The organism is Pseudomonas sp. HN8-3, from assembly GCF_020790195.1.
GTDB lineage: Bacteria > Pseudomonadota > Gammaproteobacteria > Pseudomonadales > Pseudomonadaceae > Aquipseudomonas > Aquipseudomonas synxantha_A.
This window is the reverse complement of sequence record NZ_CP086206.1, coordinates 1,845,209-1,871,829: the sequence shown is the minus strand read 5'-3', so window position 1 is coordinate 1,871,829 and position 26,621 is coordinate 1,845,209. Positions and strand designations below refer to the sequence as shown.

31 protein-coding genes are annotated in these 26,621 nt (G+C 59.0%); 14 read left to right on the top strand and 17 right to left on the bottom strand.

The window, feature by feature from the left end; genetic code table 11:
• Nucleotides 1-54 precede the first annotated feature (54 nt).
• Nucleotides 55-936 carry a LysR family transcriptional regulator gene (locus tag LJX92_RS08500; protein ID WP_005786436.1) on the top strand — a complete coding sequence of 294 codons (882 nt, stop codon included), beginning with the start codon at nt 55-57 and terminating at the stop codon, nt 934-936.
• Here LJX92_RS08500 and LJX92_RS08495 read toward each other — a convergent pair.
• Entirely contained in the window at nt 926-1,675 is a 750-nt protein-coding gene (locus tag LJX92_RS08495; protein WP_032877131.1) for a sulfite exporter TauE/SafE family protein, read from the bottom strand. The genes LJX92_RS08500 and LJX92_RS08495 overlap by 11 nt on opposite strands.
• A 106-nt stretch (nt 1,676-1,781) precedes the next feature.
• On the opposite strand from LJX92_RS08495, the gene LJX92_RS08490 reads away from it, so the two are divergent.
• The 3 genes from LJX92_RS08490 (at nt 1,782) to LJX92_RS08480 (ending at nt 3,852) form a co-directional block, all read left to right on the top strand.
• Nucleotides 1,782-2,732, top strand: a complete 951-nt coding sequence (locus tag LJX92_RS08490) for a LysR family transcriptional regulator (RefSeq protein ID WP_005786433.1) — start codon at nt 1,782-1,784, stop codon at nt 2,730-2,732.
• Nucleotides 2,733-2,812: 80 nt separating this feature from the next.
• Nucleotides 2,813-3,265, top strand: coding sequence for a MarR family winged helix-turn-helix transcriptional regulator (locus LJX92_RS08485; protein ID WP_005786431.1), 453 nt, complete (start codon nt 2,813-2,815; stop codon nt 3,263-3,265).
• 167 nt (nt 3,266-3,432) lie between these two features.
• Complete coding sequence (locus LJX92_RS08480) at nt 3,433-3,852, top strand: organic hydroperoxide resistance protein (RefSeq protein WP_005786430.1); 420 nt, start codon at nt 3,433-3,435, stop codon at nt 3,850-3,852.
• Nucleotides 3,853-3,917: 65 nt separating this feature from the next.
• Here LJX92_RS08480 and LJX92_RS08475 read toward each other — a convergent pair whose 3' ends face one another.
• On the bottom strand, nt 3,918-4,490 hold the full coding sequence (locus LJX92_RS08475; RefSeq protein ID WP_003172723.1) for an elongation factor P: 573 nt from the start codon (nt 4,488-4,490) through the stop codon (nt 3,918-3,920).
• A gap of 49 nt (nt 4,491-4,539) precedes the next feature.
• On the bottom strand, nt 4,540-5,673 hold the full coding sequence (earP, locus tag LJX92_RS08470; protein ID WP_103735056.1) for an elongation factor P maturation arginine rhamnosyltransferase EarP: 1,134 nt from the start codon (nt 5,671-5,673) through the stop codon (nt 4,540-4,542).
• 132 nt (nt 5,674-5,805) lie between these two features.
• On the opposite strand from earP, the gene LJX92_RS08465 reads away from it, so the two are divergent.
• Nucleotides 5,806-6,174, top strand: coding sequence for a hypothetical protein (locus LJX92_RS08465; protein ID WP_005786426.1), 369 nt, complete (start codon nt 5,806-5,808; stop codon nt 6,172-6,174).
• Nucleotides 6,175-6,179: 5 nt separating this feature from the next.
• Nucleotides 6,180-6,662, top strand: a complete 483-nt coding sequence (locus tag LJX92_RS08460; RefSeq protein ID WP_078820699.1) for a GreA/GreB family elongation factor — start codon at nt 6,180-6,182, stop codon at nt 6,660-6,662.
• A 5-nt stretch (nt 6,663-6,667) separates the two neighbouring features.
• Here LJX92_RS08460 and cysB read toward each other — a convergent pair whose 3' ends face one another.
• From cysB to LJX92_RS08435, 5 genes are all read right to left on the bottom strand, one after another.
• The gene (gene cysB, locus LJX92_RS08455) at nt 6,668-7,642 is read right to left on the bottom strand and encodes an HTH-type transcriptional regulator CysB (RefSeq protein ID WP_005786423.1); all 975 of its coding nucleotides are present in this window, start codon (nt 7,640-7,642) and stop codon (nt 6,668-6,670) included.
• A gap of 103 nt (nt 7,643-7,745) precedes the next feature.
• The gene (locus tag LJX92_RS08450; RefSeq protein WP_228309579.1) at nt 7,746-8,246 is read right to left on the bottom strand and encodes a universal stress protein; all 501 of its coding nucleotides are present in this window, start codon (nt 8,244-8,246) and stop codon (nt 7,746-7,748) included.
• A gap of 48 nt (nt 8,247-8,294) precedes the next feature.
• Nucleotides 8,295-9,212 carry a 5'-nucleotidase gene (locus tag LJX92_RS08445; protein ID WP_005786420.1) on the bottom strand — a complete coding sequence of 306 codons (918 nt, stop codon included), beginning with the start codon at nt 9,210-9,212 and terminating at the stop codon, nt 8,295-8,297.
• 15 nt (nt 9,213-9,227) lie between these two features.
• On the bottom strand, nt 9,228-10,190 hold the full coding sequence (locus LJX92_RS08440) for a putative 2-dehydropantoate 2-reductase (RefSeq protein ID WP_032877136.1): 963 nt from the start codon (nt 10,188-10,190) through the stop codon (nt 9,228-9,230).
• Nucleotides 10,187-10,573, bottom strand: coding sequence for a hypothetical protein (locus tag LJX92_RS08435; RefSeq protein WP_005786417.1), 387 nt, complete (start codon nt 10,571-10,573; stop codon nt 10,187-10,189). The genes LJX92_RS08440 and LJX92_RS08435 overlap by 4 nt, the downstream gene beginning before the upstream one ends.
• On the opposite strand from LJX92_RS08435, the gene LJX92_RS08430 reads away from it, so the two are divergent.
• Both LJX92_RS08430 and LJX92_RS08425 read left to right on the top strand, forming a co-directional pair.
• Nucleotides 10,572-11,006 (top strand): PilZ domain-containing protein, encoded by a 435-nt coding sequence (locus LJX92_RS08430; RefSeq protein WP_005786415.1) that lies wholly within the window; start codon nt 10,572-10,574, stop codon nt 11,004-11,006. The two genes, LJX92_RS08435 and LJX92_RS08430, sit on opposite strands and share 2 nt — an antisense overlap.
• 130 nt (nt 11,007-11,136) lie before the next feature.
• A complete protein-coding gene (locus LJX92_RS08425) occupies nt 11,137-12,213 on the top strand; it encodes a 3-deoxy-7-phosphoheptulonate synthase (RefSeq protein ID WP_228309578.1) in 1,077 nt (358 codons plus the stop codon).
• Between the two features lie 75 nt (nt 12,214-12,288).
• Here the strand turns inward: LJX92_RS08425 and LJX92_RS08420 are convergent, their stop codons facing one another.
• Nucleotides 12,289-12,570: a GNAT family N-acetyltransferase gene (locus tag LJX92_RS08420; RefSeq protein WP_003189869.1), complete on the bottom strand. Its 282-nt coding sequence runs from the start codon at nt 12,568-12,570 to the stop codon at nt 12,289-12,291.
• Between the two features lie 613 nt (nt 12,571-13,183).
• Here LJX92_RS08420 and oprI point away from each other — a divergent pair.
• Nucleotides 13,184-13,435: an outer membrane lipoprotei OprI gene (gene oprI / locus LJX92_RS08415; RefSeq protein ID WP_003172710.1), complete on the top strand. Its 252-nt coding sequence runs from the start codon at nt 13,184-13,186 to the stop codon at nt 13,433-13,435.
• 71 nt (nt 13,436-13,506) lie between these two features.
• Here oprI and LJX92_RS08410 read toward each other — a convergent pair whose 3' ends face one another.
• The 3 genes from LJX92_RS08410 to LJX92_RS08400 form a co-directional block, all read right to left on the bottom strand.
• A complete protein-coding gene (locus LJX92_RS08410) occupies nt 13,507-14,469 on the bottom strand; it encodes a L,D-transpeptidase family protein (RefSeq protein WP_032877138.1) in 963 nt (320 codons plus the stop codon).
• Nucleotides 14,470-14,547: 78 nt separating this feature from the next.
• Complete coding sequence (locus tag LJX92_RS08405) at nt 14,548-14,841, bottom strand: hypothetical protein (protein WP_003189866.1); 294 nt, start codon at nt 14,839-14,841, stop codon at nt 14,548-14,550.
• Between the two features lie 58 nt (nt 14,842-14,899).
• On the bottom strand, nt 14,900-15,505 hold the full coding sequence (locus LJX92_RS08400) for an arylesterase (RefSeq protein ID WP_032877139.1): 606 nt from the start codon (nt 15,503-15,505) through the stop codon (nt 14,900-14,902).
• Between the two features lie 10 nt (nt 15,506-15,515).
• On the opposite strand from LJX92_RS08400, the gene LJX92_RS08395 reads away from it, so the two are divergent.
• On the top strand, nt 15,516-16,199 hold the full coding sequence (locus LJX92_RS08395; RefSeq protein ID WP_005786391.1) for an ABC transporter ATP-binding protein: 684 nt from the start codon (nt 15,516-15,518) through the stop codon (nt 16,197-16,199).
• Nucleotides 16,199-18,709 carry an ABC transporter permease gene (locus LJX92_RS08390; protein ID WP_032877140.1) on the top strand — a complete coding sequence of 837 codons (2,511 nt, stop codon included), beginning with the start codon at nt 16,199-16,201 and terminating at the stop codon, nt 18,707-18,709. Before LJX92_RS08395 ends, LJX92_RS08390 begins: the two co-directional genes overlap by 1 nt.
• Nucleotides 18,710-18,747: 38 nt before the next feature.
• On the opposite strand, the gene greB is transcribed toward LJX92_RS08390, so the two are convergent.
• Complete coding sequence (greB, locus tag LJX92_RS08385) at nt 18,748-19,227, bottom strand: transcription elongation factor GreB (RefSeq protein WP_005786387.1); 480 nt, start codon at nt 19,225-19,227, stop codon at nt 18,748-18,750.
• Nucleotides 19,228-19,339: 112 nt separating this feature from the next.
• Entirely contained in the window at nt 19,340-20,338 is a 999-nt protein-coding gene (locus LJX92_RS08380; protein ID WP_032877141.1) for a hypothetical protein, read from the bottom strand.
• A 238-nt stretch (nt 20,339-20,576) separates the two neighbouring features.
• Here LJX92_RS08380 and LJX92_RS08375 point away from each other — a divergent pair, with 238 nt between their 5' ends.
• From LJX92_RS08375 to LJX92_RS08365, 3 genes are read left to right on the top strand one after another with little or no spacing between them, the layout of a single operon-like run.
• Complete coding sequence (locus LJX92_RS08375) at nt 20,577-21,503, top strand: ABC transporter ATP-binding protein (RefSeq protein ID WP_032877142.1); 927 nt, start codon at nt 20,577-20,579, stop codon at nt 21,501-21,503.
• Entirely contained in the window at nt 21,500-22,225 is a 726-nt protein-coding gene (locus LJX92_RS08370) for an ABC transporter permease (RefSeq protein ID WP_103735052.1), read from the top strand. Before LJX92_RS08375 ends, LJX92_RS08370 begins: the two co-directional genes overlap by 4 nt.
• Before the next feature lie 15 nt (nt 22,226-22,240).
• Nucleotides 22,241-23,983 carry a Gldg family protein gene (locus LJX92_RS08365; RefSeq protein WP_228309577.1) on the top strand — a complete coding sequence of 581 codons (1,743 nt, stop codon included), beginning with the start codon at nt 22,241-22,243 and terminating at the stop codon, nt 23,981-23,983.
• Between the two features lie 4 nt (nt 23,984-23,987).
• Here LJX92_RS08365 and LJX92_RS08360 read toward each other — a convergent pair whose 3' ends face one another.
• The 3 genes from LJX92_RS08360 to LJX92_RS08350 form a co-directional block, all read right to left on the bottom strand.
• Nucleotides 23,988-24,296 carry a hypothetical protein gene (locus LJX92_RS08360; RefSeq protein WP_032877145.1) on the bottom strand — a complete coding sequence of 103 codons (309 nt, stop codon included), beginning with the start codon at nt 24,294-24,296 and terminating at the stop codon, nt 23,988-23,990.
• 259 nt (nt 24,297-24,555) lie between these two features.
• Nucleotides 24,556-24,990 (bottom strand): DoxX family protein, encoded by a 435-nt coding sequence (locus tag LJX92_RS08355; protein ID WP_032877146.1) that lies wholly within the window; start codon nt 24,988-24,990, stop codon nt 24,556-24,558.
• A 104-nt stretch (nt 24,991-25,094) separates the two neighbouring features.
• Nucleotides 25,095-26,516 carry a transglycosylase SLT domain-containing protein gene (locus LJX92_RS08350; RefSeq protein ID WP_228309575.1) on the bottom strand — a complete coding sequence of 474 codons (1,422 nt, stop codon included), beginning with the start codon at nt 26,514-26,516 and terminating at the stop codon, nt 25,095-25,097.
• Nucleotides 26,517-26,621: the final 105 nt, after the last annotated feature.

Sequence of the window (26,621 nt, the reverse complement as noted above, 5' to 3'; positions counted from 1 at the left end):
AGGGATGACGAAAGTGTGTGCCTGCCGCTATGATCAATCCAACGAATGTTTCTTATGCAATACATCTCGGAGATTGATCCATTGTCCGGCTACCCGAGTATCGACACTGACGTGCTACGCACCTTCGTGGCCATTGCTGACCAAGGCGGCTTTACCCGCGCCGGTGAGCTGGTCAACCGCACTCAATCGGCGGTGAGCATGCAGATGAAACGCCTGGAGGAGGATGTGTTGCAGCGCAAGCTGTTCGAGCGTGACGGCCGACAAGTGCGGCTCACGCCCGAAGGCCAGGTGCTGCTGGGGTATGCGCGGCGCATCCTGAAACTGCACAGCGAGGTGTTCAATACCCTGCGCGAGCCACATATGGTGGGGCTGGTACGCATCGGCACGCCGGATGACTACGTCATGCGTTTTTTGCCGGGAATCCTGAAGCAGTTTTCCAAAGCTTACCCACTGATTCAGCTTGAGATGCACTGCGAGGCGTCGTCTGTATTGATGCAACGGCGGGACCTGGCGCTGACCGTCATCAGCCGCGAGCCGGGTAATGATATCGGTGAGCTGTTACGCACTGAACGCATGGTGTGGGCTGCGTCACCGTGCTTCTGTGTCGATGAGCACGATGCCCTGCCACTGGCGATTTCCGGCGATGACTGCCTGTACACCCATTGGGCACGCGCCGCACTGGATGCGGCCGGACGGGATTATCGCCTGGCCTATCACAGCTCCAACGGCGCGGCGATCCAGGCGGTGGTCAGTGCTGGCCTGGCGGCGATGGTCAGCATGGAAAGCCTGATCACCGACGACCTGCGAGTGCTTGGCAGCGAAGAAGGCTTTCCCCCGCTGCCGTCGATGAATCTGCGCTTGCTGCGCAACCCGCAGATGACGTCGCCGATCACGGAATGCCTGGCGGAGTACATCGTTGAAGGCTTCAAACTTTAAAGGTCAGCATCACCGCGCACACCACTAAAAAACCACAGAACAGGCCGCGCAACAGGCGCTCCGGCATGGCGTGCGCGACTTTCACACCCCAACTGATACTGAGCAGGCCACCTACCGCCAGTGGCAGGCCGATCATCCAGTCCACCTCGTGGTGCCAGGCATAAGTGACCAGGGTCACGCTGGTGCTGGGCAGCGCCAAGGCCAACGATAAGCCTTGGGCAACCACTTGGGTGGTGCCGAACACACTGGTGAGTACCGGCGTGGCGACCACCGCGCCACCCACGCCGAACAATCCGCCCATGGAGCCGGACGCCGCGCCCAATACCCCAAGCCACGGCCATGAATAGCGCATCTGCGCCGTGGGCGGCGCGTTGCGGGTGAACATGCGCAGCAGGTTGTAGGCCGACAGCGCCACCAGGAACGCAATAAAGCCGATACGCATTGCGCCCGCATCCAGCCCCACCGCCCAGATAGATCCCAGCCAGGCAAAGCAGAATCCCATCACGCCCAATGGCAAGGCGTGACGCAATTCGATGCGATTACGCTGGTGATAGCGCCACAGGGCAAGCATCACATTGGGCACCACCATGACCAAGGCGGTGCCCTGGGCGATCTGCTGATCCAGGCCGAACAGCACGCCCAGCACCGGGATAGCAATCAGCCCGCCGCCAATGCCAAACAGCCCACCCACCGTGCCCAGGGCCGCGCCCAATATCAGGTACATCACTAAATCCAACACCGCGCTACTCCGTCATCCCAAGCCTTGCATGCTACGCAGTCGGCTCTAGCGCGGAAACGCACAGCAACGCACAATGGCTATGCCAATCTCGCACAAGCACTAGCCAATGAACCCCAATACCCTCACCGAACAACTGGGCCTGTTTCTGGACGTATTGGAAACCGGCAGCTTTTCCGCCGCCGCACGGCGCCATCCGCTGACGCCCTCCGCGGTGGCTAGGCGTATCGACAGCCTGGAAAGCTCAGTGGGCAGCCAGCTGTTCCAGCGCAGCACCCATGCGGTGCTGCCGACACCGGCGGGTTTGGCCTTTGCCGAACGGGCCCGGCGGATCGTCAGTGAGTTGCAACTGGCGCGGGCGGAAGCAGTGTCCCTGAGCCACGCGCCGGAAGGCTTGATCCGGGTGGATGCACCTGCGGCATTCGGTCGACGGCACCTGGCACCGGTGATTGCGGACTTTTTGAACGTGTACCCGGGCCTGGACGTGCACCTGCACCTGATCGACAGCTTTGTCGATATGCAGGGCGCACACCTGGGCAAGGTCGACCTGGTGCTGCGCGCCGGGCATATCGTAGACACGCGGTTGATCGCTACCCCGCTGGCGAGCATCGTGCGTATCGCGTGTGCCAGCCCGGCCTACTTGAAGAGCCGCGGCACACCGACCCACCCTCGAGAACTGAGCGAGCATGACGGCCTTGACTGGGATGGCCTGGCGCCGATGTTTGCCTGGCGCTTTGAGCACGACGGGCGCCGCACCACTTATCGTCCGCGGCGTATCCGCCTGAGCGCCAACAACGCCGAGGCCCTGCTCAGCGGTGCGCTGGCGGGGCTGGGCATCGCGCATTTGCCTACCTGGCTTGCCAGTGAATACCTGGTACGGGGTGAGCTGCTGCCGCTGTTTTGTGAAAACGGCCTGCCCAGCCCGGAGACCGCCGGCATTTATGCGCTGCGCCTGGAACAACAACCCAACGCCCGTAGCCGATTACTCCTTGAATACCTCAAGTCGCGCTTCAGCCCAGTGCCGCCTTGGGATTTGGCCTTGCAAAGCGGCCTGATCTGACCCGCCAGGCAAAATTACCTGGCGCATTAAAGATTTGCCCGCTAGATTCCAGCGCAGACACGCTTTTACGAGGCACCCCAATGAGTAAAAACCCTGATCCCTGCCAATCGCTGCTGCTGGACAATCAGCTGTGCTTCGCCTTGCATTCCACCTCGTTGCTGATGACAAAGGTGTACAAACCCTTGCTCCAGGCGCTCGGCCTGACCTACCCGCAGTACCTGGCCATGATGGTGCTGTGGGAAGAGGATGGTTTGACCGTCAGCGAAATCAGCAGCCGCCTGCTGACGGACCCCGGTTCACTCACGCCATTACTCAAACGCCTGGAAGCCGAGGGCCTGCTTAGCCGCACCCGTAGCCGCGAAGATGAGCGGGTGGTGGTGGTAGAGCTGACCGACGCCGGGCGTGCCTTGCAGGGCAAGGCCAAGGATGTGCCCCAATGCATCCTGGGCGCCAGCGGGATGCAGCTTGCGCAATTGCGCAAGCTGCAAGCCGACCTGATCGCGTTGCGCGGCAATCTGCAAAGCGCTATTTAGAAAACAGCAAATCACTTGAATGTGGGAGGGGCCGTGCGCCCTCCCACATTAAATTTCAGCAAGTCAAAAACATTTATCTTGCGCGCAAAACATTAGCGCTATACATTGGCTCCACCAACTACTTGGCGCGCAAATATTTAGCGCTAACAATCAAAGAGGAACGCCCCATGCAAACGCTCTATACCGCTGTAGCCACCGCCACTGGCGGCCGTGATGGTCGCGCTGTTTCCAGCGATAACATCCTCGACGTCAAACTCTCCACCCCCAAGGAACTGGGCGGTGCTGGTGGCCAGGCTACCAACCCGGAGCAACTGTTCGCCGCGGGCTACTCCGCTTGCTTTATCGGGGCGCTGAAATTTGTCGCCAGCCAGACCAAACGCAAAATCCCGGATGACGCCTCTATCACCGCCCACGTTGGCATCGGTCAGATCCCCGGCGGTTTCGGCCTGGACATCGACCTGCACGTCAGCCTGCCGGGCCTGGCCCAGGAGGATGCGCAAAGCCTGGTCGACGCCGCCCACCAGGTATGCCCTTATTCCAACGCCACCCGTGGCAACGTGGATGTGCGCTTGCATGTAACAGTCTGATAAACAGACGCCCACAAAAAAGCCCGACACCAGGTCGGGCTTTTTGCGTACCGGCGGGGCCAGAATTACTTCTTGGCGCGACCTTTGTACGAACCACCTTCGCGGGTGTCGATCTCGATCAGGTCGTCGATTTCGATGAAATCGGCCACTTGCAGTTCGGTACCGTTGCTCAGCTTGGCAGGCTTCATCACCTTGCCCGAAGTGTCGCCGCGAGCGGAACCTTCGGTGTAGGCAACCTTACGCACGATGGTAGTCGGCAGCTCTACGGACACCAGGCGCTCTTCGAAGAAAATCGCTTCGCAGACGTCTTCCATGCCTTCTTCGATGAACGGCAGAACGGCTTCGATATCTTCAGCGTTCAGCTCGTACATGGTGTAGTCGGTGGTGTCCATGAACGTGTAGGTGTCGCCGCTGATGAAGGACAGGGTCGCTTCCTTGCGGTCGAGGATCACGTCGTCCAGTTTGTCGTCAGCGCTGTAGACGATCTCGGTCTTGTAACCGGTCAGCAGGTTCTTCAGCTTGGTCTTCATGATTGCGCTGTTACGACCAGACTTGGTGAACTCAGCTTTCTGAACCAGCCAAGGGTCGTTTTCGAGACGGATCACTGTACCGGGTTTCAGTTCTTTACCAGTTTTCATTGCATATATCCGAAATTTGGATGGGATTTACAAAAATCAAGGTGGCGTATCATATCCAACTTTCATAAAACTGTACCAGCGCCGTCGCAAGATCGGCCTGCAAGCCTTGTTCCAGACACCAGTTCTGCGCGTGCTCATTCACCTCGGGCCAGTGTTCCAGCAGCATTTTCCAGGACTGTGCCATGTCGCCATCAGCGTTCCAGGCTTGCCAAAGCGCAAAGACAGCCGCTTTGGCGGCAGGCGAGAGTGCAGCGGTGTACAACTCAAGGAAGGCATCCAGTTTGTCCAGGTGGATGTCTTCATCCTGGCGGTAGATATGCCACAGCAACGGCCTCCCCGCCCATTGGGCGCGCACGAAGGAATCCTCACCGCGCACGGCGTTGAACTCGCAACACCACAGCAAATGGTCATATTGCTCCTGGCGCATGAATGCAATGACCTGCACCGTCAGCGCCCCGCGTACCTGGATGTCTCCCGCCGACAGGCTGGTCACGCCCAACCAGCGTTGCACATCCCCCAGAATTCGCCCTTCCGGCACCAGCAAGTGAGTGGCACGCCCATCCTTGGCGAGCACGTCCAGCCAACCGGCCAGCCCAGGATTCTCATAGGCAAACAATGAGATCAATCGTGCCCCGCCCACAGGAGACACGCCCAGGCTCTGCAGGAATTGTCGTTGCGCAACGTCATCCTGCTGAAAAGCCTGGCGTCGCTCCACCAACCCGGCTTCACGCAGCAAACCACCGGTACCAGGACGAAAGCCGGGGAAGAAAAAGTACTTCTGCACCCCCTTGAACTTCACCGAAGGCAGGCGATGACAACCCACCACCCAGTCTTCTGCGCTGAGGTAATCCAGGTTCATCCACAACGGCGGGCGCTCACGCTCGGCCATGCGCTCCATGTAGTGCGGCGGCAGCTGGCAGGCGAATGCAGCAATCACCACATCGGCCGACTGCGCGCCCGGCCACTCGGCCGGCCAGTGCCGCACCTCTACGCCCTCTTGCCATTGCTGGTCCATCTGCACATCAATGTGCGGGCACATGCGCTCGAACGCCCGCAGGTCATCGACCCACAAGCGCACCTCACAACCATGCTCCGCCACCAACTGTCGGGCCAGGCGCCAGGTCACGCCGATGTCGCCGTAGTTGTCGACGACGCTGCAAAAAATATCCCAGCGGGCTTTCATTCCGGGCTCCATCGTCCAAAGGCTCGATTGTCCGCATAAATGCGCTGATGCAGAAGGCTTGATCGCGATTATTCTGCACGGCGGCTGTGCGACAATCGGCACCACGCCGTCAATGTCTGCAAGGAGGCCATCATGTCCGACCGTCAGCTGTCACTGTTCAAGCTGTGCATCGCCATTGCCGCAGGCGTGTGGCTGGGGTTTATCGCCATTGCGCTGACCGCCTGGCTGGCAACTCGCTATCTGTTTCCCCAAAGCCTGGCACCCGTGGCCCAGGCGGTTCAGCAGTTGGGCGAGCCGGCCGCAGTTGTGCCGCAGCCACCGAACCGCATGTTCGAACAGTATCAACAAAACCTGCAAAAGCAGGAACAACAACAGGCCCTGGACCAGGCCCGCAGCAATGCGCGCAACCTGTCCAACCCCAAATGCCAGTTCTGGCTGCAACAGGACCAGAACGCCCCCAGTGAAAAGACTCGGGCCAATGTCCTGCAATTTTGCGATTGAAGACCATGAATAAACACGCCGTCCTCCAGTTGATCCTGGAAAAACTCACCGCCGACCTCGATATTGCCCAACGCGCCGCGCAGACTGCCTACGAAACCGCGACCCACGAAGAAAACATCGCCGAGAACAAATACGACACCCTGGGGTTGGAGGCGTCATACCTGGCGGCCGGGCAGGCCAAGCGAGTCGAGGAGATCAAGCAATCGCTGACGCTGTGCCAGAACCTTCAGTTGCGAGGGTACGATGAACAACGCGGGATAGAAGTCGGTGCGCTGCTGGGCCTGGAAGACGAGAACGGTCGCCAGCAATGGCTATTTTTGGCGCCGGATGCGGCAGGGTTGAAAGTCGATGTGGTCGGGCAACCGGTGACCGTCATCACCCCGCGCTCGCCCCTGGGCAAAAGCCTGCTCGGCAAGTTTGAAGGCGATGAGGTAGAGATTCTGGTGGCAGGCGCTCGGCAACACTTTACGGTTACCGAGGCCCGATAAATCACTCAGTGGACGGGCAATTCAACGCCGTCGAACAAATCTTCCAGCTCTTGCTTGTTGTGGCACTGGATCGCCTTGGCCATGACTTCGCGGGTCAGGTGCGGTGCGAATTTCTCGATGAAATCGCACATGAACCCCCGCAGGAAGGTGCCGCGACGGAAGCCGATCTTGGTCACGCTCGACTCGAACAGTTCGCTGGCATCCAGCACCACCAGGTCTTTGTCGAGGTTGGTGTCGACCGCCATCTTGGCGACGATCCCGACGCCCAGGCCCAGGCGAACATAAGTTTTGATCACGTCGGCATCCGCCGCGGTGAACACCACTTTTGGCGTCAGACCACGATGACTGAACGCTTCGTCGAGCTTCGAACGACCGGTAAACCCAAATACATAAGTCACAATCGGGTATTCGGCCAGGGCTTCCAGCGTCAGCTTCGGCAGCTTGGCCAAGGGGTGCCCCTGGGGCACGACCACGCAGCGGTTCCAGCGGTAGCACGGCATCATCACCAGGTCGCCGAACAGCTCCAGGGCCTCGGTGGCGATGGCAAAATCGACGGTGCCATCAGCGGCCATCTCGGCGATCTGCATCGGTGAGCCCTGGTGCATGTGCAGGGCTACGTCTGGGTATTGCTTGATGAAATCGCGAATCACCGGCGGCAATGCATAACGCGCCTGGGTGTGGGTGGTGGCGATCGACAGGGTGCCCTTCTTTTCGTTGGAGAATTCCTGGGCGATCTGCTTGATGCTCTCGACTTTACGCAAGATCTCGCCAGCGGTGGTGATGATCCGCTCGCCAGCCGGGGTGACGCGGGTCAGGTGCTTGCCACTGCGAGCGAACACTTCGACGCCCAACTCGTCTTCGAGCAGGCGGATCTGCTTGCTGATACCGGGTTGCGAGGTGTAAAGGCTTTGAGCGGTAGCGGAAACGTTGAGGTCGTGGTGCGCCACTTCCCAGATGTAGCGCAGTTGTTGAAGCTTCATATCAATCCCTCAAAGCAGATAGACGCCACGGGTATCAGCGACGATATATAACTATATTAAAGGTTAGACAGATAAATCTAGAACTTTTTATCGTTTTTACCGATCAGCTATCTTCGCTGCGTCTACGGTGCAGCGACGGCACCAGATAAACCGGCACCGGAGACAGCTGCAACACGCGAGCAGCGGTGCGCCCCAAGGGCACGGCCACGCCGGTTGCCTGGCTATGACTCCCTACGATCAGCAAGTCGACGGAAAGTTTTCGCAGTTGGTCGAGAATCACCTCGCAGGTATCCCCTTGGATCACCCTGACCGAACGAATCAATTGCAGGTCCTGCTCCCCTTCTCCCAACTCATCGCGAAAGCCGTCCAATACGCGCTGTTCGATGGTCGCCATGACCGTGCTCACCCCCTGGCTCTGCCACTCGCTCAGCGCCTTCTCATCAAGGTAGCTCTGTAATACTGATTCGGCGAACAACCCGATGGGCTCGACCACATGGATCACATACAGGTCAGCCTTGAACGTTCGCGCCAGCGCCAGCGCATGTTGCATCACGTACGGCGCATACAAACCCAGGTCCGTGGCATACAACATCGAACGAATCATAGAACCTCCTGGACTGCCAGGATGGCGGAGATTGAATGAGCTTAGCAGCTAGCTCTCGGTCTGGATTCTCAACTCGTTACTGATGCCATGGGGCACATGCCCGGTGGCCACCACCTCCCTGGCTTTCTCGCAATGCCCGGCCTGGTCATCAAAAAATACATCGGCCGCAAAGGCCTCCAGGAAGGCGGATTTTTCCAGCCCCCCGAGAAACAGCGACTCGTCCAGGCGGATATCCCACTCACGCAGCGTACGAATTACACGCTCATGGGACGGCGCCGAACGTGCAGTGACCAGCGCCGTGCGGATCGGGCAGGCGTCATCGGCAAACTCGCGCTGCAACAGGTTGAGCGCCGCCAGGAAGCCTTTGAACGGGCCGCCGTGCAACGGCTGGCGCGCCGACTCCCGCTCACTGGCCTGAAAGGCTTCCAGCCCGCCAGCCTGGTAGACACGCTCGGACTCGTCGGAGAACAACACTGCGTCGCCGTCGAATGCGATGCGCAGTTCTTCGCTCGAAGCCCGACGCGCACCGCCCGACAGAATCGTCGCCGCGGCAAAACCGGCATCCAGGGCGCTGCGCACATCTTCAGCATGGGTGGAGAGAAACAGATGACAACCGAAGGCCGCCAAATAAGGATAAGGACTACGCCCGCCGACGAAAGCGGCGCGCGAAATGTCCAGGCCGTAATGCTGGATCGAGTTGAACACCCGCAACCCGGTATCGGCACTGTTGCGCGACACCAGTACCACCTCAACCCGCGCACGGCCCAAGCTGGCATTCAGGCTCAGCAGTTTTTTGACCAGCGGGAAGGCATCGCCGGGCTCGAGGGTTTCTTCCTCGTGTTCGATCTGGTATTTGCGGTAAGCCTCAACACCTTCAGCCAGGTAGACCTTGTGACTGTCACTGAGGTCGAACAGCGCCCGCGAGGAAATCGCCAGCACCAGCTTGTCACCTAACCCCTTTGCCATGGTGTCTCCCCCCAATCAGCGATTGTGCCGATCAATAAAACTCAAGGCCTGGAACAGCGCCTGCATACGCGGCAGCTCGCAACCGGCCGCCCTCGCAGCGGCCAGGGGCCGGGCGTAGATCGCCGCCAATTCCAATGGGCGCTTATGCACGTGATCGTGATACATGCTGGGCAAGTAATCGTCCATGGTTTCGGTCATGGCAAACATCTGCCCGGCGTAGCTGGCGGGAATTTCATGGCCGCAGGCACGGGCGCCTTGCACCACTTCGGCCATCAAGGCCTGGATCAATTCGCGGCTGGACTCATCCGCCATCATGGCCTTGGTTCCCGTGCCCAGCAACACAGACAGGCCGTTATACGGCACGTTCCACACCAGTTTATGCCAGCGCGCCTGATGCACGTTGGCCATGGCCTGGGACTCGATGCCGGCCCGGTGAAACAGCCCCGCGCCTTCTTCGACAATTGCCTTTTGCTGCGCCTCATCGTTGGCAGCCGTACCGCTGTGATACCCCAGGTTGACCCGGCCCAGTGCCTGATGCTCGACCACACCCGGAGCGGACCGGTACACGCCGATGTAGCACAGCCCGCCGAGCAGGTGCAGCGACGCTGGCAAATGTTCACGCAGACTGTCCTCCACATCGAGGCCGTTTTGCAGCAGCACCACCTTGGCATCCGGCGCCGCGACCTGGGCGATAGTAGGCGCCAGGTCCACGTTGCCGGTGGATTTGGTGCCCACCAACAGCCAGTCGCATGAAGGCATGTCGGCGGCGCAGGCATAGGCCTGAACCGGATGCAGGTGCAACGGGCCATGCACCGTGCTGTTGACGTGCAGGCCCTGTTGACTGACCGCTGCATATTCGCTGCGCAACAGGAAATGCACATCGAAGCCAGCACGCGCCAGCATCAAGCCGTAGTAACCACCAATGGCACCCGTGCCAATAATGCCAATGCGTGGCGACGGGGATGAAAGGGCTGTCATGGCAAATCCTCTGGTGTGCGTGTGAGCGCCTGGTTTACACATTTGGCGAGGTCGGATGCCGTAAGCCGTGTCTGTAATTGCCCGAGGAACTGACCCTCGCACACCAGGAACAACGCCGGCAAATGAAAGATCTGGTAGCGTTCGACTGCACCGCCATTGTGCCCGGCATCAACCCAGCACACGCGGTCCACCGGCAGCGGCCAGCTCGGCAGTTGCTGGCGTGCCCAACGGCAACTGGAGCAGCCGACACTGGTAAACACTACCAGCGAAATACCTGGCAATCCCAGCAATTGCTGGTCAATATCCAGGTCGGTCAATTCCAGTTCCTTCACTATACTGCTGCCACTGCCGTCAACCGGACGGCGCTCGGAGTCCGTGTACATGGGTCGTTTTTTACCTCACCCTGATGATGTCGCTGTCGAGTTGATCCAACGTCCCTCTCCTGCCCTGCCCCGTCAACGCCTGCACACTATCGGCCGCGGCGGCGTCGCCTGCAATTGGCCGCGAGCCTGGCGCCCAGGCACGGCGGTCGACCTGCATATCCCCTCCCTGGGGCCCAGCGCCCGTTATCCGGGCTATGTAGCCTGGTGCCGCAAAGGCGAAAACGCTTATCGCGTCGGTATTTGCTTTACCGATGAGCACGCCTTGTTCGGTGCGCGAATGGGCGAGCAAGTGTGCCAGATCGAACGTTACTGTCGCCTGCACGAAAACACCGAGCCAACACCTGCGCAACTGGAAGCCATGGCCCGTGACTGGGTGTCGCGCCACGCCGCCGAGTTCTCCCATGAGGCCGTTGTGCAATCGGCGCTGGATTAAACCGGGCTTTGCCCATTGTCGCGGGCCCGTGTTACGCGCTAAGGTTCCTCCCCCCTGTATTCAAATCATGCTGTGCCCGCCGCACGGGGATGGCTGGCGGCCGGCACCCGTGACCCTGGCGAGTAACACGATGGCTGATTTACCGATCAATGACCTTAACGTCGAATCCAACGAGACCCTGATCACACCCGATCAGCTCAAGCGCGAAATCCCCCTGAGCGACGCTGCCCTGCAGACCGTCACCAAGGGTCGCGAAGTCATCCGTGACATTCTCGATGGCACCGACCACCGTCTTTTCGTGGTGATCGGGCCTTGCTCGATCCACGACCTCAAGGCTGCCCACGAATACGCCGAGCGTCTCAAGGTGCTGGCCGCGGAAGTGTCCGACACCCTGTATCTGGTGATGCGCGTCTATTTCGAGAAACCGCGTACCACCGTCGGCTGGAAAGGCTTGATCAACGACCCGTACCTGGACGACTCGTTCAAGATCCAGGACGGCTTGCACATCGGGCGCAAACTGTTGCTGGACCTGGCTGAAATGGGCCTGCCCACTGCCACCGAAGCGCTGGACCCGATCTCCCCGCAGTATCTGCAGGACCTGATCAGCTGGTCGGCCATTGGCGCACGCACCACCGAATCCCAGACCCACCGCGAAATGGCGTCCGGCCTGTCTTCGGCCGTAGGCTTCAAGAATGGTACCGACGGCGGTCTGACCGTGGCGATCAATGCCTTGCAATCGGTCTCCAGCCCTCACCGTTTCCTGGGTATCAACCAGGAAGGTGGCGTCTCCATCGTCACCACCAAGGGCAACGCCTACGGTCACGTAGTGCTGCGCGGTGGCAACGGCAAGCCCAACTACGATTCGGTCAGTGTCGCACTGTGCGAACAGGCGCTGAACAAAGCCAGGATCAAGCCAAACATCATGGTTGACTGCAGCCACGCCAACTCCAACAAGGACCCGGCCTTGCAGCCACTGGTGATGGAAAACGTCGCCAACCAGATCCTGGAAGGCAACCAGTCGATCATCGGCTTGATGGTCGAAAGCCATTTGAACTGGGGTTGCCAGGCAATTCCAAAGGATCTGGCCGATTTGCAGTACGGCGTGTCGATTACCGATGCCTGCATCGACTGGGCGGCTACCGAAAACACCCTGCGCAGCATGCACGCCAAGCTCAAGGACGTGTTGCCCAAGCGCAAACGCAGCTGAACCACGCATTTTTCTGGATCAGACGCACACAAAAACGCCGGGCTAAGCCCGGCGTTTTTATTGGCAACTGGTCAGTTACAGCTTTGCGGCATGGCGCTGGTGGCGCTCCATGTAGCGTTCGACATACGAGCACGACGGGATCACCGTGTAGCCGGCCTCTTCGGCAAACTTCAAGGCTTCTTCTGTCAACGCGGCGGCAATGCCTCGTCCGCGCAGCGCGTTGGGCACGAACGTGCGATAGATATCCAGCGTCTGCTTCCCGAGGTCCATATAGGTCAGATAGGCACGATGACCGTCCACATTGGTCTCGAACTGATGACCAGCCTGGTCATGGTGGATGGACAACGCCTCGCTCATCACTACTCCTCGCGGGTCTTGAATATTGACCCTACCTTACCGATGTTTTTCCGGCGAAGGAACATCTACGCCACCCCGTGCCGGTTTCGACAACGAGAAAACCCTGAGCGCTCACAGCCAGCACGTAGGGAATAGTAGGCACCAATCCTGCAATTGCTCAAGGCGCACTCATCATTCCCTGCCCCGGCTGGATATATAGAAAGGGCCTCGATCAACCGTTGACCGATAGCCTGAACATTGCCGGCAGTTGAAGCTTGAGACGAACTGCCGCTCTTAAAGTCACCTCTAGATGCGCAAAAGATGCCAGCCGGAGTAAAGCCGATGGCAACGAAAGTGCCCGCTTCGATATATAAATTTTCATCTGTTTACAAGGCTTAACACATGCGGGCCGGCCCTTTCAGCCTGGATCCAATGTCGATCGAGATGAAAAAAATTGGACAGTTTTCATACAAACCTTCAAAAGGTTAGCCAAAATAGATTCGGCACAGGAATTTTTTTTGCTTCTTGCGCAACGTCAGTTTACTTACTACAAGTAATGGGTAGTATGTACGCCGGCTATTAGCTCACTCTGAGCAAGTAGCCATCTAATTGAAAGTCCTTGAAGGGGAACACGATGAACAACGTTCTGAAATTCTCTGCTCTGGCTCTGGCCGCAGTTCTGGCTACCGGTTGCAGCAGCGTCTCCAAAGAAACCGAAGCTCGTCTGACTGCAACTGAAGACGCAGCAGCTCGCTCCCAGGCTCGTGCAGACGAAGCCTACCGTAAAGCTGATGAAGCTCTGGCTGCTGCTCAAAAAGCACAACAGACTGCTGACGAAGCTAACGAGCGCGCTCTGCGCATGCTTGAGAAAGCAAGCCGCAAGTAATAATCCTTCGGGGTTGTTATCAAGCCGATCCATTTATGGGTCGGCTTTTTTTTGCCTCGCGCTTGACGCGCCTACAGGTCGGCCGGCGTGCTGGAGGCCACCGGCGCCGCGCCCGGCACGCCAATCTCGGTCGGCAAACCATCCTCGGCCGCGACCACATCACGCACCTGGTCCCAGTTCACGCGCAGGTTGTTGGACAGGTCTTCACGCTTGAGCAACGCGTTGATGACCGCCGTGTGCTTGTCGACCACCGAAGGCGTGCCGTCATCGTTCAACGGGGTATGAGCTTCAAGGTAGACCTTGCCACCACTGCTGCCGAACTTGTAGGCGTCGTTGATAATGCGCACCGAGGTGCCCACCGGCACCATGCCGGCCATTTCCAGTACGTTGTTATTGAACATGCGGAAACAGCCGTGGCTGGTACGCGTGCCGATACCAAATTTCATGTTGGAGCCATGGATCAGGTAACCCGGCGTGCCCAGCGTGAACTTGAACGGCCCCAGCGGGTTATCCGGACCGGCAGGCACCACGTTGGGCAGCGGGTCACCGTTGGCGGCGTGCTCGGCCTTGATCGAGGCCGGTGGCGTCCAGGTCGGGTTCGGCGTTTTGGCGATGATACTGGTGTGGGCGATCGGCGAGCCCCAGCCTTCACGGCCAATGCCCAGCGGGAAGGTGTAGACGACGTCCTGACCCTTTGGATAGTAGTAGAGTCGGTACTCGGCCAAATTGATCACAATGCCTTCCCGTGGCCCCGGCGGCAGGATAAAACGTGTCGGCAGCACAATATCGGTGCCCGCGCCCGGCAGCCAGGCATCGACGCCGGGGTTGGCCGCGACCATTTCCGAGTAACCCAAGTCGTAGGTGGTGCCCAGGTCGGCAAAGGTATCTTCGTACTTGGCCTTGATGACCTGGACCTGACCGACAATGTCCTCGCCTGGCGGCGGCAGGGGCAACTGCAAGGCTGCCGCCGGACCGGCCGCACAAAGCGCAGCGAGAGACAGGCAGCAGGTGACGACGGAAAGGCGCGACAACATCCGGAAAATCCTTCGCAAGACGACGGGTAGGGAAAAATTGATTGTATACGGCTTCGCAGCGCCAGGCTTCAAGCTGTTTTATAGCTCGAACCGCAGCTCCGGCCAGATCGGCGGCGTGCCGCGCTTTTGCGATTCCAGAATCGCCCGGCACAACGGGCACAGGCGCTGATCCTGGAAGATCGAGCGATTCACCGACGACCAGCGTGGCTGCGCCGGCAATAAAGTGCCACAGAGCGTGCGGTCGATCGAGCCGCCCAACTCCAATTGACGCGCCACCAGATGCACCCGAACTTCCTGACAGGCGAACAGATCCAGCTGCTCGTCCGGCTCGATCAGTTGGTAGTTAAACAGGGACCAGGCAGGGCGCGACATCGAGGGCTCCAAATCAGGGGGGCGCCACCTTAGCCGAAAGCCTGCCGGTAGAAAAGCGTCATAACAGCGGTTTTAGCGCCGGCCAGACATTTTCCAGCAACTTGCCTTGGGCCGCGACCGCCGGGTGCAATTGATCAGCCTGCATCAGCTCTGGATGACCGCCCACCCCCTCAAGGAAAAACGGCACCAGGGGAATGTCATTTTCCTTGGCCAACTCACCATAGACTTGTGCAAATGCGGTGGTGTATCGAGGCCCGTAATTGGGTGGCAACTGCATACCCAGCAGCAGCACCTTGGCACCGCCAGCCTTGGACTGGTCAATCATCGACGCAAGATTTTGTTTCAATTGCGCCGGCGGCTGCCCGCGCAAGCCATCATTGCCCCCAAGTTCGATAACCACTACGTCAGGCTTATGCTCTGCAAGCGCCGCAGGCAGGCGTGCGAGGCCACCCGCACTGGTGTCGCCACTGAGGGATGCGTTGACCACTTTGTCGTCAAAACCCTCCTGCTTGAGCCGTTGCTCCAGCAGCGCAACCCACCCTTTGCGGGTATCCAGGCCGAAACCGGCACTGATACTATCGCCAACGATCAGGACTGTACCCGCCGCTGCGTTCTGGGCCATGCACATCAAGGCCAGGCCAGCACTCAAAAACCACATTCGCATCGGATTCTCCATGGGCGCAAGCATTCTCACCGCGCGAAACCTTAGCAAAGTGGTTCCCAGCGCGGAAGGTGAACTGACTATCCTGCACGAACTGAGCCTGGAACTGAACAAGGGCGATAGCCTGGCTATCGTCGGCAGCTCCGGTTCCGGTAAATCCACCCTGCTGGGCCTGCTGGCCGGCCTCGACCTGCCCAGCAGCGGCGAAGTCACTCTGGCGGGGCAAGCCTTGAGCACGCTTGACGAAGACCAGCGTGCACGCATCCGTGCCGAACATGTGGGTTTCGTCTTTCAATCCTTCCAACTGCTCGACAGCCTCAACGCACTGGAAAACGTGATGCTGCCGCTGGAGCTGGACGGCCGCAAGGACGCCCGCGAGCGTGCCCGGCATCTGTTGGAACGTGTGGGTCTGGGCCAGCGCCTGACCCACTCGCCGCGCCAACTGTCCGGTGGCGAGCAGCAACGGGTCGCCATTGCCCGCGCGTTTGCCGCCGAACCGGACGTGCTGTTTGCCGACGAACCCACCGGCAACCTCGACAGCCATACCGGCGAGCGCATCAGCGACCTGCTGTTCGAGCTCAATAAAGAGAGCGGCACGACCCTGGTACTGGTCACCCATGACGAGCGCCTGGCCCACCGTTGCCGACGCCTGATCCGCCTTGAAGCCGGCCTGATGGTCGCGCCCCTGGAGCCTTGATGGCACGTTTGCCGCTGTTGCGCCTGTTCAGCCTTGCCATGCGCCAGTTACTGCGCGACGCCCGCGCAGGTGAACTGCGCGTGCTGTTCTTTGCCCTGCTGGTGGCCGTGGCGGCCAGCACCGCCATCGGCTACTTCGGCGCGCGCCTCAACGGCGCCATGCTGTTGCGTGCCACCGAGTTCCTCGGCGCCGACCTGGTGCTCGAAGGCAGCTCACCTGCCCGCCCCGAGCAAATCAGGTCCGGGGCCGAACTGGGCCTGGATCACGCCCGCATCGTGGAGTTCTCCAGCGTTATCGCCACGGACAATGGCATTCAGCTTTCCAGTATCAAGGCCGTCAACGAGCAGTACCCCTTGCGCGGCGAGTTGAAAAGCAGCGCCGAGCCCTTCGGTACGCAAACGCAGGGCGGCGGCCCCAAACCCGGTGAAGCCTGGGTGGAAGCAAGGCTGCTGACCGCGCTGGACCTGAAAGTCGGCGACAGCATCGATGTCGGCATGAAGACCCTGCGCCTGGCGCGTATCCTGACGTATGAGCCCGACCGGGCCGGCAACTTCTACAGCCTCACGCCCAGGGTGATGATCAACCTGACCGACTTGGACGCCACCGGAGTAGTCCAGCCAGGTAGCCGTGTGAGTTACCGCGAACTGTGGCGCGCCCCGCAAGGCAGCACGGCGCTGCAAACCTATCGCGACTTGATCAAGCCTGGCCTTGCCGCCAACCAGCGACTGCAGGACTCGCGCGATGGCAACCAGCAGATCGGCGGCGCCCTGGGCAAGGCCGAGCGCTACCTGAACATGGCCAGCCTGGTGGCCGTGCTGCTGGCCGGCGTAGCCGTGGCACTGTCGGCCAACCGATTCGCCAGTCGTCGTTTCGATGCCAGCGCGTTGTTGCGCTGCCTGGGATTGTCACGACGTGAAGCCATGTTGCTGTTCAGCCTGCAACTGAGCGTACTGGGCTTGCTGGCAAGCCTGGTCGGCGCCCTGCTCGGCTGGCTGGCGCAATTTGGTTTGTTCTATTTCCTCCACGACCTGCTGCCCGCCGATGTGCCGCCGGGCGGATTGCTGCCGGCCGTCGCGGGGATCGGCACCGGGCTGGTCGCCCTCGCAGGCTTCGCCCTCCCACCACTGGCGGCACTGGGGCGCGTACCGCCGCTGCGGGTATTGCGCCGCGATTTGCTGCCCATCCCCTCAAGCACCTGGATGGTCTACGGCGCGGCGCTGTTTGCCTTGGGCCTGATCATGTGGCGCCTGAGCCTGGACCTGGTATTGACCTTCGCTCTGCTGGGCGGCGGCGTGGTCGCGGCATTGATCCTTGGCGGCTTGTTGCTGCTGATGTTGCAAAGCCTGCGACGCCTATTGGCTCGCGCCTCCTTGCCCTGGCGCCTGGGCCTGGGCCAATTGCTGCGCCACCCGCTGGCGGCGGCAGGCCAATCCCTGGCCTTTGGCCTGATTCTGCTGTCCATGGGATTGATCGCACTGTTGCGGGGCGAATTGCTCGACACCTGGCAAAATCAACTGCCCAAAGACGCGCCCAACTACTTCGCATTGAATATCCTGCCGGCCGACAAGGACACCTTTGGCGCCCGCCTGCTGGAAGTACAGGCGCAAGCGGCACCGTTGTATCCGGTAGTGCCGGGGCGATTGATCAGCATCAACGGCGAACCCGTGCAAGAGATTGTCAGCAAGGACTCCAGTGGCGACCGTGCGATTCAACGCGATCTGAGCCTGACCTGGGCTGCCGATTTACCTCCGGGTAACGCCCTGACGGCAGGCGCCTGGTGGTCGGCGCAACCAAGCGATGAGATTCCTGGCGTGTCGGTGGAAGCCAAGGTGGCCGAGAGCCTGAAACTCAAGCTCAACGACCATTTGCTGTTCACCATCGGCGGGGAAAACCGCGAGGCACGGGTCACCAGCCTGCGGACCATCAACTGGGATAATTTCCAGCCTAACTTCTTCATGATCTTCCAGCCCGGCACCTTGAAAGACTTACCCGCGACCTACCTGACCAGTTTCTACCTGGCACCCGGTCACGACCAACAGATCGTCGATCTTGCACGGGCCTTCCCGGCTGTCACTATCCTGCAGGTCGAAGCGTTGCTGGAGCAGTTGCGCAGCATCCTTGCCCAAGTGACACTGGCGGTGGAGTACGTGCTGTTGTTTGTGTTGGCGGCGGGCATGGCGGTGTTGTTCTCCGGCTTGCAGGCCACTCTGGACGAACGCATCCGCCAGGGAGCCTTGCTGCGAGCCCTGGGTGCCGAGCGCAAATTGCTGATCAAGGCGCGACGCATTGAGTTCGGCCTGCTGGGTGCCGTCAGTGGCCTGCTGGCGGCATTGGGCACCGAACTGGTGACGTGGGTGCTGTACCGCTACGCCTTTGACCTGGCGTGGCACCCCCACCCGTGGCTGCTACTGCTACCCGTGATCGGGGCCGTGCTGATCGGCGCTGCCGGGGTATTCGGCACGCGTCGCGCACTGAATGCCAGCCCGCTGACCGTATTGCGCGAAGGCTGAGACCTGGCTGGCCCGTGCTCGGTTCAGAGCACGGGCCATTATGCCTGCTTCACATATTCAATCTTGGTGATCCACCAGCACACCTCGCCGCCTGGGGTGTGCACGATTGCCTCATCGTCCACCTCCTTGCGCAGCAGAGCCCGTGCCATGGGCGAGTCGATGGAGATGTAATCCATTCGGTCATAAATCTCGTCATAACCCACGATACGAAAACGCTTGGTGTCACCCTGTTCGTTTTCGATTTCGACCCATGCGCCGAAAAACACCTTGCCCTCCTGCTCGGGCATGTATTCCACCACGCGCATATCTTCCAGGCGTTTACGCAGGTAGCGCACCCGCCGGTCAATCTCCCGCAACAGTTTCTTGTTGTACTGGTAGTCCGCGTTTTCACTGCGATCGCCCAGGGAGGCCGCCCAAGTCACTTTGCGCGTGGTGTCCGGACGCTTTTCCCGCCACAGGTAATCCAACTCTTTTTTAAGCGCTTCATGGCCTTCTTTGGTAATCAGCTTGGTACTCAAACGCTTGCATCCCCAGGCAGTGTCCAATGGTGCCAAATACGCCAGGCATCATGCCCAGGCGTTGGCTGGCTGGGGGTGATGATAAATGAACCTGGGCGGCGAGCCCATCGGCTTATCCCTGGCCATCCAGGACCTGATCCAGGCCAAAGAGCGTCCCGTGCAGATGCTGGCGCACTCCTGACAGCTGCGACATCATCATCGCCAGCTTTTCCGCCTTTTGGTTGACCTCTGATTGCTGATCCTGCAATTGAGTATGACGCTGCTCCAGCTCTCGGTGTTTTTCGTCCAATAGGCTTTGCTGCTCTTGCAGCCGCATCTGCCACTGCTCAAGTTGCTCTTCCTTTTCGAGGACAGCGCGTTTTTTTTGCGTCAGCTCCTGAGCGACCTTGGCGAGATTGCTCAGGGTGCTATCCATCTCAAGCAAAGACTCTTGCTCCAGCGGCGCAGGCTCCTCAAACGGTGGGACTTCAGGCTGTTCAACCTGAAAAGGCACCTTAACTGCCTCAGCGGGCGCCTGCGGCATCTGCACAAACGATGGCACCGGTTCTTCCACGATATCTTCAACCACAGGCTGTGGCGCAATCCTGGGTGGGGTTGGGTTGCGTGGCGGTGCAACCATTTGCGATGAGAAGCGGATCGACGGCACGATCACCGTACTACTTTCGATGGCAGGCAACGCAGGGGCTGACATGCCCAAGGTAATCACCTTCATCACCAATGCTTTCTTGATGATCACCGAGTGGTGATCCTCGGGTCGCGCAGGCGGCAACCTGCACCCCTTCAGGTCAATGAAATGGAACGGAACCTGGGGCTCGGCAGCCGGAATCGCCTTGGAGCCAGGTGCAGCCGCCTGCGTCAGAACCTGCTTGAAGACCTGCATCGCCACCTGCAAATCCTCCTTCGAATCAACGCCGCCCAGGAAGTAGCGTTCAAGCTTTTTACGCAGAACCGCGATGTAGACCCTGGAATGACCAGGTTCGGCTTCTTCATCGAGGCTATACACAAGAAAGTTCGACGCCGTTTGGGCGACAGCAAACCCACAGAGCAACGCACCGTTTACAGGTGCCTGCGCATCGCTGCGCTCAAGAACAAGAGTACGTAGAAGCATCATGGCGATCAGGCCTCGTTACAAAAGAGAAAACCTTATATAAACATCAGATAAACATCCGAACATTAATAAGCCCTCCAAACAAAACAATTGTTTCAGCGAATTATCGAGCCGAACGTAGGATTCTTCTTATAAGTCGCGCCGTGCGTTCCCAACCACAACTAATGAACGTACTCTTTTTAAGGCCCTTCCCTATACAGCGCCGCTTCGCACACGCCCCGAACACTTATTCGGTAACGACATGATCGAGATAAGCAACTTAACAAAACAGCTGGGCAGAACAAGCGCAATTACCAACATCTCCTTCAGTGCGCAGCATCAGGAATGCGTGGGCCTGCTGGGAGAAAGTGGCGCAGGGAAAACGACCTTATTGAACTTGATCGCCGGTACGATCAAACCGACTTCTGGGCAAATCAATATTCTGGGGTTCAATACCCAAACTCATTCACTTCAAGCCAAAAAAGCCATTGGCTATCAACTTCAAGGCGGACTCACCCACCATAGAATGTCCGTCAAAAACATGCTTAATTTTATTGCGGCCATTCGTGGTTTGAGGGGCCTGGAAAAGCGCAGCCAGGTAGAGCAGGTAGCCGCACGGCTGGACCTGATGCCCGTGCTCGACTGCCCCGCCGACATACTGCCCCCTGATTTGAAGCGCAGGGTTGCATTGGCCCAGGCTTTAGTCCATTCCCCAAGCCTGCTCCTGCTCGATGAACCCACGCAAGGGCTATGCCCTGATCAACGGCTCAAGTTCAGCGCACTCATCAAGTCCCTGACCGAGGACATGACGGTCATTATCGCCTCCCGCCACTACCACGAACTGACGGACATGTGCACCCGTGCCCTGGTCATCGCCGGTGGCCGCCTGGCCGCCGATGCTTCGCTGGCGGATCTGCAGCGCAGTTCCCGGCATTTCCAGGCGGTGACCCTGGCATCAGACAGCCCCTTGGATTTACTCGCACTTGCCGTATTACCCGGTGTCGCGGGCATCGAGGAGGACCGACATGCACAGGGCAAGGTGACTGTCCTGGCCATGCCCGGGCACTCCATCTTCCCCTCGATTAACGCGCTTATCGCACATCGCGGCTGGAACATAACGTCTTTGAGCCTGGAGCCGGGTCGCCTGGGCGATGTCGTTCACCATCTGAGCCAGGAGATACCTGCTTGAGACTGCTACCTGTTATTTTCAAGCGTCAACTCGCCAGTTATGCCTGCTCACCAAGCACTTACCTGAGTGTGGCGGTTTTCCTCGTGCTGTGTGCGACATTGGGATTGGACACCCAGCAATGGATGGAGCGAAACAGCAGCGATTTGCAGGCTTTCTTCGAACTGCACCCCTGGCTTTATCTATTGTTGGTCCCCATTTTATCGACGCAGTTGTGGTCGGATGAATACAACAGCAGCTTTTGCGACACGCTGAAATCCTTGCCTGTCACCGCCACTGAACAGGTGGTCGGAAAATTCATGGCAGCCTGGACCGTCTGCGCCATTGCCTTAATGTTTAATTTCCCTTTGGTGATCGCGGTCAACTATTTGGGCACACCGGATAATGCCGTTATCGCGTCACAATTCCTGGCCAGTTGGTTGTTGGCCGGAAGTTATCTCTCGGTGGGCTGCTTCATCTGTGTACTTGCCAAGCAACGCATCATTATTTTCCTGCTCACTCTGGGCTTATTGCTGATTGCCAGCGCGCTTTCCTCAATGCTGGATGCACTTGATAGCCAGACACCCATTTGGATTATCGACAGCCTGATGTCCCTTGACCCTATTGCTCGCTTTAGCACGATGGATAACGGCAAACTGACACTGCATGACGGCTTTTACTTTATAAGTATGATCCTGGCTTTTCTCTTTGCGACGACCATCACACTCAACTACAAGAACAGCTGAGAAGGAAAGCCACTGATGGGATCCGCTCTTCGTGCGGGTATGACCTTACTTGTCATATCGCTACTGTTTCTGGCCTTCAATCTGGTCTGGGTACCGAAACTACCCAATATCCGCTGGGACTTTTCACACACACAAATGCATACCTTATCGTCATCAACGCGCCAACTGCTGACAACACTTGAAACCCCACTGGACCTGTATTACTTCAATGCGATCAATGCCCCTCAACGGAGCCAGGCAGTGAGTCGTTACGGCCGTCGCGTTGAAGACATGCTCAAGGAAGTCGAAAAAGCGGCCAACGGCATGATCAATCTACATGTCATCAACCCAACGCCTTTTTCAGAAGACGCTTACAAAGCCGGTTTGTTTGGCCTGGATGACACGCAAGGATTCCTAGGCCTTATTGGCACCCGTGCCGGACATAGCGCGCAACGCATTGACCTGTTCAGTCCTGAGCATGAGTCATTGCTTGAATATGAAATCAGCCACCTGCTCCACAAACTCATGCACCCTGAACGTCCCACTATCGGCCTGCTGTCGGGACTGGCGCTACATGAACCTGCCGGCGAACTACTGGAACAGATGCGCGAACAATTCAACGTGGTGGAACTGGCATCGACCATCGCTCAAGTGCCGTCATCGATAAGTACATTGATGGTCGTACAGCCCGGTGCCCTGCCCGAGCAGGCTCTGTATGCCATTGAGCAAGCGGTAATGAGAGGCGCAACGCTGATGGCCTTTATCGACCCGGTGAGCGAGATAGCTGCGCAAGCCATAACGACCAACGCCAGGCTGGATGCGCTGCTCACTGCATGGGGTATACAAATGCCTGCGGACAAGCTGTTGGTCGATAATATTTACGCCTCATCGGCTACGCCCGGCCCCGGAATGCCAAAGGTACTGCACCCAGCCAGGCTGGAACTTCCACGGCAGGCAATGAACCCGACAGACCTGAGCACCTGGAACCTGGATGCCGTGACCGTGTCCAGCAGCGGCGCCCTCTCCCTGTCCAACAAAAATCGTACGCTGCTGACCCCCTTGCTACAGAGCTCCCGGCAGTCCGCACTGCTGGATGCAGGGCGCTTTGCTTCTGCGACCACGTTCGACTCACTCATCGATGAAACCGCCACGACAGGAGAGCGCCACGTGATTGCCGCCCGCGTTGAGGGCCCCGCTTATTCAGTGTTTCCCGACGGCCTCAAGGGCCAGCCACCGGGGATGCAACATGCCGAGCAGATCCAGGTGGTGGTCGTGGCCGACACTGACGTACTCGCGGACGCTGTCAGCAACGCTCAGCCCAACGGTAATGCGCAATTTGTATTGAATACCCTGGATAACCTGGCAGTTCCGGAGATACTCAGGCGCATCCGACCGCGCGTCATCACCCAGCCACTGCACAGGCTCGAACACATGCGCGAAGAAGCCGCACAGGCTTATCGCAAAAGTGCGGTTGAACTAGAGCGACGACAAGAGCTCACAGAGCAAGCATGGCAAAGGCTGAATCCAGGGCACGCAAGCCTGGTCACACAGGCCGTGGATACCAACACCCAGTTGCAGGCACTCAACAAGGAACGCCTGCAATTGCCCATCGAGTTGCATGCACTCAAAGCCCAGGCATACGCGCCCTTGCAGCGTTTCGAGCGATACCTTAAAGGGCTGATGATCCCCACGATGCCGTTACTGTTATGCCTGATTGCCTGGGGACTTTCCCTCCACCAACGTCGACGCCGATCAGCCGCGCCAGCGGTCTATGACTGACGGCTCAACGCCGCGCAATCAACCCCTGGCGGGCAATACGCGTCAGTTGGTGAATCACTTCATGGGCGTCGCCGGCATTGGGCGCCTGGATCACTGCAAGGTCGAAACTATTGCTGGCAAAACGAGCCAGGGATTCGCCGTCCTCGACAAACTGGATCAGGAACGCCGAGGGCCGACCGCTACGGCGTGGCCAGCCGTCCAGATAACGCAGGAGCGTCGGCTGGTGTTTACCACCCAGGAGGATTTTTGGATTGCGTTGAGTCAGGTCCGCGGTAATCGGGGCCAGGCGTATGAGAGGGCGTGGTGCATTCATCGTGTCGTGTCTCTGCCTCAAAAGTCTGCGGGCAGGTGAGAGGCAACACCGAACCAGCGCTTTAGCGGTATTTCGAAGAGCGCCCTGGGTGAGGATACGGACTTCTGTCGGGCTGCATTGAGTCCCAGTGGCGCCCCGCAATTAGCTGTTTAAATCGGCGCATGAACAGCATCCTAGAGAAGCCGGTGGGGCAGTGTCAAGAATCCCGAGCAACGAAAAGGCCCGCAGATGCGGGCCTTTTCCGGGACATGCAAACAGATCAGTCAGTGATGGCGCGATCAACCGACAGTTTGCCCGCACCTTCGAGCAATACCGCCAGCGCCCCGCCGAGCAAAGCCAAAGCAAATTCATACCCGTTGTTGGCCATGAACAAGCCGTTATGGATATGCACCGAGAAGATCGCAACCAGCGTGAGGAAGGTCAGGCCCAATGCTGCCGGGCGAGCGAGCAAACCAATGATCAGGGCCAGGCCGGCGAAAAACTCGGTACCGCCCGACAACACTGCCATCAGGGTACCCGGCGTCAGGCCGAGGCTTTCCATGAATTGGGCAGTACCCGCCAGGCCGCCGCCGCCAAACCAGCCGAACAGTTTTTGCGAACCGTGAGCGGCAAAGATGATGCCGACGAAGATGCGCAGGATAGTCAGGCCGTAACCGGCGCGGGTGGACAAGACGCGTGTAATCATTGGGCTCATTTAAATAAATCCTTTTCCAGGTAGGGGTTGGTTGGCCGCTATATTAATCAGTTTAAACAATGACAAAAGCGCAAATATTGCCTAATTAATATCGATAAATTTGATTATTTGTGTAAGGCAATTTTTGCTGCAGGCGGCTCCAGGGACTCTCGCTCCCGGTCGAACGCCAAGTAATACTTATTGACGCTATTAACATAGCTGACGCCGCCCATCCCCACCTGCTCCATGGCGATGCGTTCAACCTGGAAGAACCATTGATTGGGGTTCAGCCCGCGGCGCTTGGCCTCGGTGCGCATCCCCTGGACCCGCTCCGGGCCCATGTTGTAGGCCGCCAGCACAAAAGCCATGCGCTCGCGCTCGTTGAGCTTGGGGCTGGAGAAAAATTTACGCCGGATCAACGCCAGGTAACGTGCGCCAGCTTGCACATTGCTATCGAGACTCTCGATGTTGTTGACCCCCACCCGTTGCGCCGCCGAAGGCGTGATTTGCATCAGGCCGGTCGGGCCACCGCTATTGCGTGCGCCTGGGTCCAGGGAGGACTCCTTGAACGCCAACGCCGCCAGGTTCAGCCAGTCCATCCCTTGCTCGCGCGCATGCTTTTGCAGGACCGGGCGCAGTTTTTCCAGACGCTGACGGTCGGCGCGCGCCAGCGGGTTGCGCACCTGATAGAGGCGTCGGTAGATACGCTGGAACGCCACATCCTGATCGGCAGGGGTTCGATAGGTCTTGAGAAATCGGTCAATGCTGGCGCGCAGCATCGAAGCGTCCTGGCGCACGAACCAGAACTCGTCACCCGGTTCGCTGATTACCACCTGCTTGTCAAAGCGCAGCTTGGGCAGGATTTTCGACCAGCGCTCGGCAATCGGTTTTTCAACGATCGTCAGGTGAAAAATCCCGGCCTGCACCATCTCCAGTACATCCTCTACCGCCAGGCTAGGGTCAACCCACTCCACCTTCACCGGCGCTCGTTTGTGCAGCGCCAGCTTCTGATTGACCTGACTGATGGCATCCGCCGCCGCACTGCCGGTGGTCAGCGTCAACGTGCGACCAGATAATTGCTCCAACTTGGTAAATCGTCGCTCTCCCTTGACGCCGACCAGCCACAACGGCACATCGCTGACAATCGGCTCGCTGGCGCTGATTTTGTGTATGGCCTTCACATCCAGCAACTCGCCGGGCGCCACCAGGTCGCCTTCGCCACGGGCCAACGCGCCGAGTAACTGGTCCTTGGCCTTGGGGATGATCTTGAGGTTGATTTCCTGGCCATCGCGGGCGTGACCGTTGAGGTACTGTTCGAAGGCACGCAACCGATGGTATTCGACGCCGATGGCCTGGCCCTGCACTTCACCGGAGCTGTTGCGGCTCTGGTTGACCAGTACGCGCAGGGTGCGACTGGAACGAATTTGCGCCAGGTCACGCACCTTGCCAGGCTTGGTGACTTCCAACGGCCCGTCCAGACGTGCGACCGCCGCCATGGGCAGCAGTAACGTCAGGCACAACACAAGCATCGCCGAGGGTCGGATCATCCGCTCTCCGGAAAGAATACTGGCCAGCGCCTTCACGAATAACAAAGTGCTGGAGGTCAGAAACAGAGCGCTCTATGCGCTGGCAAGGCGCGCAACGGCGACACA

Excerpts from the sequence above, each read along its gene's own strand:
- LJX92_RS08430 (WP_005786415.1), top strand. The coding sequence starts at position 10,572 with ATGGGTCGTTTTTTACCTCACCCTGATGATGTCGCTGTCGAGTTGATC.
- LJX92_RS08355 (WP_032877146.1), bottom strand. The coding sequence starts at position 24,990 with ATGAGCCCAATGATTACACGCGTCTTGTCCACCCGCGCCGGTTACGGC.
- LJX92_RS08350 (WP_228309575.1), bottom strand. The coding sequence starts at position 26,516 with ATGATCCGACCCTCGGCGATGCTTGTGTTGTGCCTGACGTTACTGCTG.
- LJX92_RS08405 (WP_003189866.1), bottom strand. The coding sequence starts at position 14,841 with ATGTCGCGCCCTGCCTGGTCCCTGTTTAACTACCAACTGATCGAGCCG.
- LJX92_RS08490 (WP_005786433.1), top strand. The coding sequence starts at position 1,782 with ATGAACCCCAATACCCTCACCGAACAACTGGGCCTGTTTCTGGACGTA.
- LJX92_RS08445 (WP_005786420.1), bottom strand. The coding sequence starts at position 9,212 with ATGGCAAAGGGGTTAGGTGACAAGCTGGTGCTGGCGATTTCCTCGCGG.
- LJX92_RS08400 (WP_032877139.1), bottom strand. The coding sequence starts at position 15,505 with ATGCGAATGTGGTTTTTGAGTGCTGGCCTGGCCTTGATGTGCATGGCC.
- LJX92_RS08425 (WP_228309578.1), top strand. The coding sequence starts at position 11,137 with ATGGCTGATTTACCGATCAATGACCTTAACGTCGAATCCAACGAGACC.
- LJX92_RS08380 (WP_032877141.1), bottom strand. The coding sequence starts at position 20,338 with ATGATGCTTCTACGTACTCTTGTTCTTGAGCGCAGCGATGCGCAGGCA.
- LJX92_RS08410 (WP_032877138.1), bottom strand. The coding sequence starts at position 14,469 with ATGTTGTCGCGCCTTTCCGTCGTCACCTGCTGCCTGTCTCTCGCTGCG.
- LJX92_RS08390 (WP_032877140.1), top strand. The coding sequence starts at position 16,199 with ATGGCACGTTTGCCGCTGTTGCGCCTGTTCAGCCTTGCCATGCGCCAG.
- LJX92_RS08420 (WP_003189869.1), bottom strand. The coding sequence starts at position 12,570 with ATGAGCGAGGCGTTGTCCATCCACCATGACCAGGCTGGTCATCAGTTC.
- LJX92_RS08365 (WP_228309577.1), top strand. The coding sequence starts at position 22,241 with ATGGGATCCGCTCTTCGTGCGGGTATGACCTTACTTGTCATATCGCTA.
- LJX92_RS08440 (WP_032877136.1), bottom strand. The coding sequence starts at position 10,190 with ATGACAGCCCTTTCATCCCCGTCGCCACGCATTGGCATTATTGGCACG.
- cysB (WP_005786423.1), bottom strand. The coding sequence starts at position 7,642 with ATGAAGCTTCAACAACTGCGCTACATCTGGGAAGTGGCGCACCACGAC.
- LJX92_RS08480 (WP_005786430.1), top strand. The coding sequence starts at position 3,433 with ATGCAAACGCTCTATACCGCTGTAGCCACCGCCACTGGCGGCCGTGAT.
- LJX92_RS08450 (WP_228309579.1), bottom strand. The coding sequence starts at position 8,246 with ATGATTCGTTCGATGTTGTATGCCACGGACCTGGGTTTGTATGCGCCG.
- earP (WP_103735056.1), bottom strand. The coding sequence starts at position 5,673 with ATGAAAGCCCGCTGGGATATTTTTTGCAGCGTCGTCGACAACTACGGC.
- LJX92_RS08360 (WP_032877145.1), bottom strand. The coding sequence starts at position 24,296 with ATGAATGCACCACGCCCTCTCATACGCCTGGCCCCGATTACCGCGGAC.
- LJX92_RS08475 (WP_003172723.1), bottom strand. The coding sequence starts at position 4,490 with ATGAAAACTGGTAAAGAACTGAAACCCGGTACAGTGATCCGTCTCGAA.
- LJX92_RS08465 (WP_005786426.1), top strand. The coding sequence starts at position 5,806 with ATGTCCGACCGTCAGCTGTCACTGTTCAAGCTGTGCATCGCCATTGCC.
- LJX92_RS08460 (WP_078820699.1), top strand. The coding sequence starts at position 6,180 with ATGAATAAACACGCCGTCCTCCAGTTGATCCTGGAAAAACTCACCGCC.
- oprI (WP_003172710.1), top strand. The coding sequence starts at position 13,184 with ATGAACAACGTTCTGAAATTCTCTGCTCTGGCTCTGGCCGCAGTTCTG.
- LJX92_RS08395 (WP_005786391.1), top strand. The coding sequence starts at position 15,516 with ATGGGCGCAAGCATTCTCACCGCGCGAAACCTTAGCAAAGTGGTTCCC.
- LJX92_RS08500 (WP_005786436.1), top strand. The coding sequence starts at position 55 with ATGCAATACATCTCGGAGATTGATCCATTGTCCGGCTACCCGAGTATC.
- LJX92_RS08435 (WP_005786417.1), bottom strand. The coding sequence starts at position 10,573 with ATGTACACGGACTCCGAGCGCCGTCCGGTTGACGGCAGTGGCAGCAGT.
- LJX92_RS08375 (WP_032877142.1), top strand. The coding sequence starts at position 20,577 with ATGATCGAGATAAGCAACTTAACAAAACAGCTGGGCAGAACAAGCGCA.
- LJX92_RS08485 (WP_005786431.1), top strand. The coding sequence starts at position 2,813 with ATGAGTAAAAACCCTGATCCCTGCCAATCGCTGCTGCTGGACAATCAG.